Here is an 11,005-nt window from a genome sequence, read left to right as displayed (position 1 = left end):
GCGCCGACTGGCGTGGAGTAATCGGCCGTGCCCGTTGACACCGGCCAGGAATAGCGCTGCTGCCCATCAACAGACACGGTCATGTGCTGGGTTGTCTTATCGACCACGATCGACACCTCAGCACCCGCAGGACCAGCAAGGACGATGCCGCCGAGCAGTGCAATCATGGATGAGATGGCTCTACGCATCGATCAGCCTCCAGTGTTGCTCCGGTCCGCGTTAGAGCACTGCACAAGGATGACTGCTGAGAACGGCTAAGGTTCCAATCACCTGAAGGTTGGCATCATGAGCCAGCGGACACTCCCATCCCATCAGGGTTCCTTGGACTTCTCCCGCGCCGCCTCAATGATTACATTGGGCGGCATCGGCTCGGACCCGCTCCCAACTAGATCCTGCAAGTCACCCTGCGCGACGGCCTCTGCCGTCCTCGTCGGTGTGGACCTCTGAACGCTGTAGGTCTGCGACTCAGGCTCAGCCGGATCGGTAGCCGTTCTCTCGTTCCGGACTTCAGAGACAGTCTCCGGGGAAACAAGACCAAGGTGCACCGCGTGCTCCGCAATTGCCACACTGTCGGCTGCCAGCACCAGACCGCTGCCTGCGCCGGCCACCACCTTGGCGAGGTCCTCAATCTCGCTGATCCTCGTGAGATCTCGGGAGACATTCCGGATGTACACCGCCAGCACCCGCCCGGGATGCTCCTCCACAATCTGACGGTAAATCTCGGGATCGTGCTGACCGCTGTCGCCGATGAGAACGAAGGGTAGGTCACTGTAGAGCGCCAGCATGTTGTGGATCAGCTCGCGCTTGTGGTCCTCGGCCCTGCGCGGCAGAGGGCTTCTCCAGGAGACACCCCATTCCCGCAGGAACAGGATTGGGCCAACCGGAATACCATGCCGATCGAAGAACTCTTCCAGCACCTCGTAGATTCCCCAGGGGGCTCGTGAGACATAGAGCATGGGGTTCTGCTGGTTGCCGGAGGCGCCGGCGTGCAGGGCCCGGTACAAGGCCCCGACGCCGGGGAAAGCCACCCGGCTCTGCGCGTCCTCGACGAACAGGCGCCAGAGCATCCGGAGCTTGTTGGCGACACCGGTGTGCATGACCGTGTCATCGATGTCGCTGATGACCACATACTGGCAACTGGCGGGTGGGATGAAGATCTGAGCCTGCGCCTGAACCGCCTGAGGCTGCAGCAGTGTCAGATCCATGGTGTGCCACGAACGGGTCGGCGGGGGCGGCAGGGCAGAGGAGAGATGGACCCGGAAATAGCCGTCCTTGTCGGTGGTGACGGTTTCCTCCGCTCCATAGAACTGGGCGGTCACCATGGCATCGGGAATTGCGCGGCGGGCAATGCGCCGACCGATGTCGCGTAAGTTAGTCAGGAGGGCTCCTCGTCCGAGCTCTGAGTTCGGGCTTGATTGCCGGAACACCCGACCAATCAGGAACACCTCGGAGCGGGATCCGTATCCGCGGTAGGGCTGGATGACCACGCCTCGGTCGCCTTGCGCCTCCTGGACGGGCCGAGCCGCGATGCCCAGCATCCGGATCAGTGCGCCCAGCCATTTCCTCACTGCGCCGGTGAGGCTCATCGCGTTCACCCCATATCCTTGTCTGTTTTTCCAATGAGGTGGGTCGTGGAAAAGATCCTTGGAGTACTGCTCTGTTGAGCCATGATAGACTTGCACCCGCTGCGGCAGGCCAGGCTCGGTCCGCCACGACATCCGAAGAACGTCTGACTTTTAATCAGAGGGTCCTGGGTTCGAGTCCCAGCGCGCTCACCACCTCAAACCCTTAACCGGCAAGGGTGTCATCGCCTTCTTGCGTCTGCAGCTTTGCAGTTATTTTTCTCCCGGGTAACACCACGGGTAACGGCAGACAAAGCTCGCGTAATCCGCACAAACATCGACTCACTTTGCTCTTGGCAGCCAAGTTCCGCAATTTCGTGATAGGCCGACCATTATACGGCCACGCTTAAAGACCGTACCTGACCCGATGCGGACGTATGTCGCGTCCAGCGAGCACCTGTTGTTCACGCCGGGCACTGATGCCACCATCATGCGTTGGTTGAACATGACGGATGCCCCCAAGCTTGTCTCTGTTCAGTCCAACGATCCTCCTGGGGTTGTCGCCTCGGCTGCCTATGCCGAGGGGGAGCGCATGGCAGAGGTTCCGATTGCGGAAGCTGGCGAGTGGTCGCGCAAGCCAGAACATTTCGTCTGGATCGGCCTACACGAACCCAGCCTCGAGCTCTTGCGCCAAGTTCAAGCGGAGTTCGGCCTGCACGACCTTGCCATTGAGGATGCGCTCAAAGCCCACCAGCGGCCAAAGCTCGAGCAATATGGAGATGCTTTGTTCGTTGTCGCGCGGACGGCCCAAATGGTCGACGGGCGCACGGCCTTCGGCGAGACCCACCTGTTTGTGGGGCATGGCTACGTCGTCTCCGTCCGTCATGGGCCCTCAACCTCCTACACTCCAGTGCGCGAGCGCTGTGAGGCATCGCCAACCGCGCTCTCGGCCGGGGAGGACTACATCCTCTATGCCTTGCTCGATTTCATCGTCGACAACTACATGCCCGTGATCGAAGCGATCCAGACGGAGGTTGAGGATATCGAGGACTGCATCTTGGCCGAGACATACACGCAATCCCGTGTGGGCCGGCTCTATCAACTCCGCCGGGATCTGCTGCGCCTGCGCAATGCTGCCGTCCCCTTGGTAGAGGTGTGCCGGCGGCTTGAGCAACCGGGCCTGCCGGGTATCGATGCCTCACTCTATCCGCTCTTCCGCGACGTCTCCGACCACATCCGCCGGGTGCAGGAGGAGATCGAGTCCCTGCGCGAGGTGCTGGCCTTCGCCTTTGAGACCAGCCTGATGGCCGGGCAGGCGCAGCAGACCGAGATCACGCGTAGGCTTGCGGCTTGGGCGGCGATCCTTGCCGTGCCGACGGCGGTGGCTGGGATCTATGGGATGAACTTCGAAGTCATGCCTGAGCTGCAATGGAAGTACGGCTACGCTGTTGTTCTGCTGGTGATTGGGTCGGTGTGCGGCTGGCTGTACTGGCGCTTTCGCCAGAACCACTGGCTTTAGCCAACCTCACCCATCAGCCCGTGCAGGTGAGTCCCGGCGGCTGATAGCCGTGCTGGTCCACGGCTCGGGTTTGGAACCGCGCCTGCAAGGCGTCGCTTCAATGATACTTCAAGATCCGGGTAGGCAAACAATGGGCAAAGGCAGTGAGAACCATAGTACCAACGCGAAAGAGAACAAGCTGCGCGAGAAGGCCACGAGGCTTGCCAGCGAAGGCGAGAAGCTGACAGGCGAGCTTGTGAGGTACGATCCTCGCCATAAGAAGGCGACTTGATTGAGAACCGAAACGGAATTGGGAGCAACCCCTTATCCGGTGACGTCGGTCTCCGGCCGGTCCCGTCCCTGGGAAACTTCCTCATGCCAATCGCCTGCTTCATCCTGGAACTCGATGTCCTCGGTCGCGCCCGGCAGCATCTGTCCAGCGGCGGCCCGCTCCGCAGCCTTGCGTGCTTCGTCATGGGTGGCGTAGCGTTCCGAGAAGACGTCTTCGACCTTGTAGGCCCATCCGCCCTCGTGCTCCACAATCCTGTAGTGAACATTGGCCATCGGTATTCTCCCATTAGGCTCTGTATAAACAAACAATATCCTTGGAGCGCTACAGAGGCTAGGCCAAAGGTACGAAGCAATTGAAGGACTGCTCCTAGCACATGTGAGACGTAAGCCAAGGGGCAGCTCGATTAGCTAAAGCCGACGTTCGTGAAGGGCAGGGCATAGGCGTACAACGCCTTGAACCCGATATTCCGAAGCTCTGTTGAGTTTTTCTTTTGCTGTTTTCAGCAGCCGGCCGTTCGCCACTAACACTCTAGTAACTATGGTCATTCACCATGCTGAGGACTCGGTCATTTGTGGACGCTGTTCTAAGTACGAGTATTCTAATGACGTTACTTTTGCTTTTGCTTGTTGTGGTTTCGCTCGCAGCTTCGATTTTGCTCCCGGCTGGGCAGATGCTGATCTCGCCGAAGGGTACTGGAAGGTCGCGTACGCCCAAGAGTTTGGCTGCGCTCGAGCGTCGTGCTCAAGGTTGCTGATCTGACGTCGTGCTCACGAGCGCCTCTCATGGATGAGGCTACCATGCGCGGCAATCGAGTGCATGGTTTGAGAGAGATGGCAGCCGTCACAGTTCAAAACGGCTTCTGCAAAACCCCGCCCATAGGCCAAAAAAGTTGCCATCTCTGGCACGGGCTGACCTGACGAAATTTCCGTGTTCGGGCTGTAAGCGGACATCCATATGGCCGCGCTCAAGGACCTCCCATGACCTAAAGCTGCCTTCACCGGGTGAGAGGCCCAGAAGCTCTGCCCCTGGAGCGGTTCAGGAGTACCCATGCATGCAATCGCAAACCAATAACTGTAGCAGGGGCCTGCCTCCCATATCTCACCTAAGCTAGCGTCTCGGCGACCGGCGTATAGGGGAGTTGGTGGGCGTCCGCCACGGGCTTGCAGACAATCTTGCCATCATGAACGTTGAGCCCATCTCGCAGATGGGGATCGTCCCTCAGGGCCTGCCGCCATCCCTTGTCGGCGAGCGCCAGGGTGAAGGGTAGAGTGACGTTGTTGAGCGCAAACGTGGAGGTGCGCGCCACCGCGCCCGGCATATTGGTCACGCAATAATGGACGACATCGTCGACAACATAGGTCGGCTCGGAATGGGTCGTAGGGCGCGATGTCTCCGAGCAGCCGCCCTGGTCAATGGCGATGTCGACGATGACGGAGCCAGGCTTCATCGACCGCACCATCTCAGCGCTGATCAGCTTCGGCGCGGCGGCACCCGGCACGAGCACGGCGCCGATGAGGAGATCCGCCTCCTTCGCCAGGTGGGCGATGGCATCGCGCGTGGAGAAGACGGTGCGGATCGAGGCGCCAAACTGCACAGCCAAGCGGCGAAGTACCTCCGCCGAGCGGTCAATAACGGTGACGTTCGCGCCCATCCCGAGGGCAATTGTGGCCGCATGCGTTCCAGACACGCCCCCTCCTAAGATCACCACCTCGGCTCCTGGCACGCCCGGTACACCGCCAAGCAGGACGCCACGTCCGCCCTGAGCCTTCTCCAGGCAATGCGCGCCGACCTGGGGCGCCAGCCGCCCTGCTACCTCGGACATGGGTGTAAGAAGCGGAAGTGCACCGGAAGGCGAGGTTACCGTCTCATAGGCGATGCAGGTTGCGCCGCTCTTCATCAGGTCCTCGGTTTGTGCGAGGTCGGGCGCGAGATGGAGATAGGTGAAGAGCACCTGTCCCGGGCGCAGGCGGCGGCGCTCCTCGGACAGCGGCTCCTTCACCTTCACGATCATCTCGGCGCGCTCGAAGATCTCGTCTGGTCCGCCGATGATGGTCGCGCCCGCCGTCTCGTACTCGCGGTCCGGGAGGCCTGCACCCAGGCCTGCCCCGCGCTCGACCAGGATCTCATGGCCGTGATGAACCAGTTCTGCCACGGAGGAGGGGACGAGGCCGACCCGGTACTCATGGTTCTTAATCTCCTTGGGCACGCCGACGCGCATGAGCCGTCTCACTGTTGCTGGTTTACGAGAATTCTTGCCTGCCCGCCTGTGTACGGGAGCAGAACGACAGATGTTGAATTAATCGATACGCCCAAAAGCTTCCGACAGAATGGACATCATGGTGTCGATGTGCTCGCGCTCAATGATTATAGGTCGTGACAGGGCGATAATGTCATCCATGACACGGATCAGCAATCCGCGATTGAAGCATTCAAGAAAAGGATGTCACATTAATCGAGTATGGCCGGTGAACTGACACTAAAGGCCAGTTTTTGCACAACCTAAGTCACTGACTTTCTTAGGAAGGAAAATTCTTCCTTGATGAATACAGGGCAGAATTCCCGCTTAATGTGACATCCCCGTCGCCGTCACGTCCGTTCGCGCTCAAAACGGGTTGGCCGGATGAGCGGGCTTGAGGACGGTTAGGGAAGAGATAGCCGCGGTTGCCGTCCGAGACGCACCGTGCCCCGTTCGGGAGGATGATCCCGCCTGTCCCGTCAGGCCGCACGACCTCCCCGTTTGCCAGCGTGAAACCGCCACCCGGCTCCGCAGCCACCGTCGTGCCGTCGGGCAGGGTGTACCTGCCGTCGCGGTAGGTCACTCGTCTCGTGTACGTGGGTGCGGATGTTGGTGCCCCGGAGGCAGACGGCATCGCTTGCGTCGACCCCAGGTTCGCAGGCGGCACGGGCGGCGCCTGCTGCTCGCCTGACGAGACACACGCTGACAGCGCAATGGAGATCAACAGTATGGACAGCAGGCGCATCGAACTCCTCCAGGGCAGGTGACCGGAGCTGACTACTGCCGGTGTCAGGCGATGACCATGGCTAAGGAGGGTTAGACCGGGGTTTTGGCCCGAAGGGTGGTCATGACCAGCGAACTTCTCTGACGCCCTCGGTCAGCCCCGACGAAGCTGATTGACAGCCTGTCGGTAATGCGACGGCGCCAACCCCAACACATTCAAAGGGCCGCTCCTGGCACGGGTCTGACCTTAGCCGTACTTCCGCACTGCTGGGATGAGCAGACCTTCGTTCAGGCCTGATACTATCGAGCTTGACCCGGTCTGGACCCTCCCGAGACCGCAGTAGCGGGTCGCAAGTACTGCCTGGGGCGGATCAGATAATCCAGTTCCGATCACTTCCAAACCGCTCTAGGATCAAGATAATTGGGCTTGTCTGATCCTGGCTCGACAACAACCCCATCCGGGGCCTCATGCCCTCGGGTGCGGTTCTTCGTCCCTTGGACAAGACGGTAGGAGGACTCCATGCATTGCAACCGCGCACCAGCCATCCTCGTGGCCGTTCTCGCGTGCTTCACGAACACAAGCTCCAGAGCTGCCGAGTGTGACGACCTGATTGCGCGGCATATGGTCGGCCAAGCCATGCTCGCGGCCCAATTCGTTGCTGTTGCGGAGAAGGCGGGGATGACCCCTGCCCAGATCAACGGTGTTCTCAACACGGTCGCCGGGAGTTCGGCTATCGAGGAATTCTGGATCACGGATTCCGCCGGCCATGTGTATCTGACGAACACCGGCATCGACTTCACATTCAGCCCTGATCCGGCCAAGCAACCGCAAGCCTCAGCCTTCTGGGCGCTGCTCGATGGACGGGATAAGGTTGTCGTTCAGGAGACCCAAAAGCGCGAGATTGATGACCGCGTATTCAAGTACGTCGGCGTCGCGGGCGTGGACAAGCCTCGGATCGTTCAGGTCGGCGTCAGCGAGAAGAACCTGCTCTGCAAGTGAGGCGCATAGAAGAACGGCATGGACTGGAAGCGGGCCACCTTCGAGGCCATCATCCACCACATGGGTAACGCCACCCTCGTCACGGCGATCAGCATGGAACAGCGAGGGTGAGGCCCAGCGCATCAGGGCCGCACCAACGTCTTGCCCCCGGTTCGGGTCGTCCGCGGCGAAGGCTACCTCGGCTTGGGCTCGACCAGCTCGCCGTCGCTGTCGTCACGCGTGACGAAGGACATGACATGACGGGAGCGCCACGAGGGTGCTCTTCGCTTTTGCATCATCATGCGCACAGCACGCGAGGCGAAGTCTTGGCGAGCTCAAATTCCGCATTGGAATGGAAAGCCTCTCCCGAGCTGATCATTGATCCAGTGGACGGGAAGATGTTCATGCCTGACAGACTGTCTGCCGCAGCCATCGCTGGATGCACAGCTAGAATGGGACGGCGTCAAACAATGAAACCCCGCGTCGCGAAGCGACGCGGGGTCTGATGAGCCATGGAGTATCAGCCTCTCGCAACCTTACCGCTCGATAACGGTGACCACGCGGCGGCTGCTGCCTTCGACGATGTAGTAGCGATCCCCCACCAGCACGACCTTACAGTCACGCACACCCGTGATCAGGCTCTCCAGGGTCGTGGGACAGTCAACAAGCTCCGTCACCGTCGTGGGCACAGTTTGCCCCACCGTTATGGTCACGTTCTGCTGCACCGGTCGGACGTTGACGCTGCAGAGCGTCTCAACAGCTCGGGTGCGCTGCTCGCCCGTGATGTTGATGGTCGTCGAGCTGCTTGTGCCTGCTGCTGCATTACCGCTTGTACCAGCCGCGCCTCCGGCCGTGCCGGGGGCAGTCCCACCGGATGTTGTGCCGCTCGCCGCCCCGCCCGACGTTCCACTGGACGTTCCTCCCGTAGCTCCGCCCGACGTGCTGCCCGCGGCGCCACCGGATGTTCCGGACGACGTTCCGCCCGAGGTGCCGGAGGCTGCTCCACCGGAGGCGCTGATAGATCCGCCGGATCTTGGCGTAGCATTCGCAGGCTGTCTCCTCGAGCCCGGCCTGGTCGATCACCGTAATGCCCCCACGGATCTGCTGGACGAGCCCTGCCGTCTGGAGCGTGCGGGTCACAACGCTCACCGAGGAGCGCTGCACCCCCAGCATCTCGCCCAGAAACTCGTGGGTCAGGGGCAAGTTATCCTGATCAGCCCGGTCATGCATGCTGAGGATCCAGCGGCAGCAGCGGGCTTCCACCACATGAACCGCATTGCAGGAGACGGTTTGGAACGTCTGGCCGAGCAGGGCCTCGCCGTAGCGCATGATCAGGTCCCGGAGGTTGGGGCAGGCGCTTCTGATCTCGTTCAGGCGATCGAAGGAGATACGCGAGGCGGTGCCGGACATCTGCACGATGTACCGCCCAAAGGCTTCCCGCGTCACGAGCGCTCCCAGCAGGCCCAAGACCCCCTCGCAACCGAACAGCCCCACCTCGACGGTGCCGCCATCCTCCATGACATTCACCAGAGAGACCATCGCATCATGCGGGAAGAAGGCGTAGCCAATGACGTCACCCGCCTCGTAGAGCACCTGACCGCGCTTGAGCTCAACGATCTCGAGGTGGGGTTCCAGAAGTGCGAAGTCCACGGGCTCCAGGGCGGCCAGGAGCCGGTTTGTGCGATGATCTGCTTTCGGAGCATGGGTCATGGCGACACCCTCACCCCTAGTCAGGGAACGCGCGGCGCAGGAGGGTCGGTTCCATAGAGGGGCTTCCGCGCAATTCTCGACACTTATTCCTCACGCCTGGGAAAGCTGGTGCGGACGGTTTCCTGCGGCTAGGTTCCACCGATGAACCTTCCTGTCCCCGCCGAGTTGTTCCTCGCCGTCTGCCTGTTCCTTGGAGCCGCGCTCTACACCTCCGTCGGGCACGCGGGCGCCTCGGCTTACATTGCGGTCATGGCCCTTTTCGGGGTGGTCCCGGCGGTGATGCGCCCCACGGCTCTGGTCCTCAACATCCTGGTCGCCAGCCTGACGACCTTCCGTTACGCGAAGGCCGACCTGTTCCGTTGGCGCACTCTTTGGCCCGTCCTGATCGGAGCCATACCGATGGCTTTCGTCGGTGGCTCAATCACGTTGCCCGGGCAGTACTACCGCCCTTTGGTCGGGGTGATCCTGCTGGTTGCCGCGGCCCGTCTCCTATGGCCAGGGATGACGAAGATCGCGCAGGACATCAAGGACATTCCCGTCGGCTGGGGCATCGTCTCAGGCATTGGCATTGGCCTGCTGTCCGGCCTGACAGGCACCGGCGGCGGGATCTTCCTGTCGCCGTTGCTGCTGTTCATGGGCTGGTCCGAGACCCGCACGGCCTCGGGCGTCGCGGCCGCCTTCATCCTGTGCAACTCGGTCGCTGGCCTTTTGGGCAACATCGCTTCCGTGCAGGCCCTTCCGGCAGAACTCCCGCTCTATGCTGGCGCGGTGCTCCTGGGCGGCCTGGTCGGTACGACGCTCGGGATCAAGCTGGCCAGCCCGGTGGTCCTGAAAGCCCTCGGCGTGGTGCTGGTCATCGCCGGCCTTAAGATGCTCGGCGTCTACTGACCGCTGGCATTCCATGAATGATGAGGTGGACGGCGCCTGCTCCCGGCAGCGCCCTATGAGATAGGGTGATTGCCTCAGCGCCAGACAGGGAGCCGCTTCAATGCAAGTCACGACAGTAGGTCTCGATCTCGCCAAGCATGTGTTCCAGGTTCATGGCATCGATCAGGATGGACAGGTTCTGATCCGCCGGCAGCTCCGCCGGGGTGAACTCATCGGCTTCTTCCGCCGATTGCCGCCTTGCCTGATTGGCATGGAGGCCTGCTCCACCGCCCACTTCTGGGCGCGAGAGCTGGCGGCTCTCGGGCACGAGGTCCGGCTCATGCCTGCGGCTTATGTGAAGCCCTATGTCAAACGCGGCAAAAGCGATGCCCTTGATGCGGCGGGCATTTGCGAGGCCGTGACCCGCCCGACCATGCGCTATGTGGCCATCAAGAGCTCTGAGCAGCAGGCCGTGCTCATGCTCCACCGGACCCGCGAGCTGCTCGTGCGGCAGCGGACCATGCTGGTCAATGCTCTGCGTGGTCATCTGGCCGAATACGGCATCATTGCTCCCCAAGGGCTGCCGAGCGTCCCCAAGCTCAGGGAAGTGGCCGAGAAGACCCGAGGGGCAGCCTTGCCGGAACTGGCATGGCGGTGTGCGCGCCTGATCATCGCGCAACTTGAGGAGGCCCAAGTCCGGGTTGCTGAGGCCGAGCAGGAGATCCTGGCCTGGCATCGCACGAGTGAGCTCAGCCAGCGCCTGGAGACGATCCCCGGCGTCGGCATCATCACGGCCAGCGCCCTTGCGGCCACCATTTCGGATCCGCGCTCCTTCCGCTCGGGCCGCCACCTGGCCGCCTGGATCGGCTTGGTGCCACGCCAGAGTGGGACAGGCGGCAAGGTGCGGCTCGGGCACATCTCCAAAGAAGGAGATCGATATCTGCGCCGGCTTTTGGTGCTCGGGGCCACGACACTCTTGCGGCATGCCCGCGGCAAAGCCTCAGCGGCTGCGGGATGGATCAACGCGCTCTTGGCCCGCCGCCCAGCCGGCGTCGTCAAGGTCGCCATCGCCAACAAGTTGGCTCGGGTCGCCTGGGCCGTCTTGCAGGGCAACCAGGGTTATCGCGCTCCGGCTGCT

At 61.8% G+C, this 11,005-nt stretch carries 10 protein-coding genes and 1 pseudogene; 4 read left to right on the top strand and 7 right to left on the bottom strand.

Annotated features, from left to right (window positions below):
• Both MA07_RS28590 and MA07_RS03700 read right to left on the bottom strand, forming a co-directional pair.
• The coding region (locus MA07_RS28590) for a L,D-transpeptidase (RefSeq protein WP_152568708.1) at nt 1-188 on the bottom strand (188 nt) is incomplete at its 3' end.
• 123 nt (nt 189-311) lie between these two features.
• On the bottom strand, nt 312-1,586 hold the full coding sequence (locus MA07_RS03700; RefSeq protein WP_036347154.1) for a phosphatase domain-containing protein: 1,275 nt from the start codon (nt 1,584-1,586) through the stop codon (nt 312-314).
• Nucleotides 1,587-2,067: 481 nt separating this feature from the next.
• Here MA07_RS03700 and MA07_RS03690 point away from each other — a divergent pair, with 481 nt between their 5' ends.
• A complete protein-coding gene (locus MA07_RS03690; RefSeq protein WP_052002810.1) occupies nt 2,068-3,081 on the top strand; it encodes a magnesium and cobalt transport protein CorA in 1,014 nt (337 codons plus the stop codon).
• 303 nt (nt 3,082-3,384) lie between these two features.
• Here MA07_RS03690 and MA07_RS03685 read toward each other — a convergent pair whose 3' ends face one another.
• The 3 genes and pseudogenes from MA07_RS03685 to MA07_RS30700 form a co-directional block, all read right to left on the bottom strand.
• Entirely contained in the window at nt 3,385-3,624 is a 240-nt protein-coding gene (locus MA07_RS03685) for a hypothetical protein (protein ID WP_036347151.1), read from the bottom strand.
• An 830-nt stretch (nt 3,625-4,454) separates the two neighbouring features.
• Nucleotides 4,455-5,570: an alanine dehydrogenase gene (gene ald / locus MA07_RS03680; protein WP_036347149.1), complete on the bottom strand. Its 1,116-nt coding sequence runs from the start codon at nt 5,568-5,570 to the stop codon at nt 4,455-4,457.
• 78 nt (nt 5,571-5,648) lie between these two features.
• Nucleotides 5,649-5,789 (bottom strand): annotated as a pseudogene (locus MA07_RS30700) (aspartate aminotransferase family protein); the annotation flags it as partial.
• A 1,042-nt stretch (nt 5,790-6,831) separates the two neighbouring features.
• Between MA07_RS30700 and MA07_RS03675 the strand changes: the two are divergent.
• The gene (locus MA07_RS03675; RefSeq protein WP_036347147.1) at nt 6,832-7,311 is read left to right on the top strand and encodes a hypothetical protein; all 480 of its coding nucleotides are present in this window, start codon (nt 6,832-6,834) and stop codon (nt 7,309-7,311) included.
• A 515-nt stretch (nt 7,312-7,826) separates the two neighbouring features.
• Here the strand turns inward: MA07_RS03675 and MA07_RS03670 are convergent.
• Both MA07_RS03670 and MA07_RS03665 read right to left on the bottom strand, forming a co-directional pair.
• A complete protein-coding gene (locus tag MA07_RS03670; RefSeq protein WP_160195374.1) occupies nt 7,827-8,003 on the bottom strand; it encodes a DUF1236 domain-containing protein in 177 nt (58 codons plus the stop codon).
• 109 nt (nt 8,004-8,112) lie between these two features.
• The gene (locus MA07_RS03665) at nt 8,113-9,000 is read right to left on the bottom strand and encodes a Crp/Fnr family transcriptional regulator (RefSeq protein WP_152568707.1); all 888 of its coding nucleotides are present in this window, start codon (nt 8,998-9,000) and stop codon (nt 8,113-8,115) included.
• Nucleotides 9,001-9,141: 141 nt separating this feature from the next.
• On the opposite strand from MA07_RS03665, the gene MA07_RS03660 reads away from it, so the two are divergent.
• Complete coding sequence (locus MA07_RS03660; protein ID WP_036347144.1) at nt 9,142-9,888, top strand: sulfite exporter TauE/SafE family protein; 747 nt, start codon at nt 9,142-9,144, stop codon at nt 9,886-9,888.
• Nucleotides 9,889-9,988: 100 nt separating this feature from the next.
• The coding region (locus tag MA07_RS03655) for an IS110 family transposase (RefSeq protein WP_036347157.1) at nt 9,989-11,005 on the top strand (1,017 nt) is incomplete at its 3' end.

Origin of the sequence: Microvirga sp. BSC39 (assembly GCF_000739015.1) — a bacterium.
GTDB lineage: Bacteria > Pseudomonadota > Alphaproteobacteria > Rhizobiales > Beijerinckiaceae > Microvirga.
Note: the sequence above shows the minus strand (reverse complement) of the source record. Positions and strands in the feature narration are given on the sequence as shown.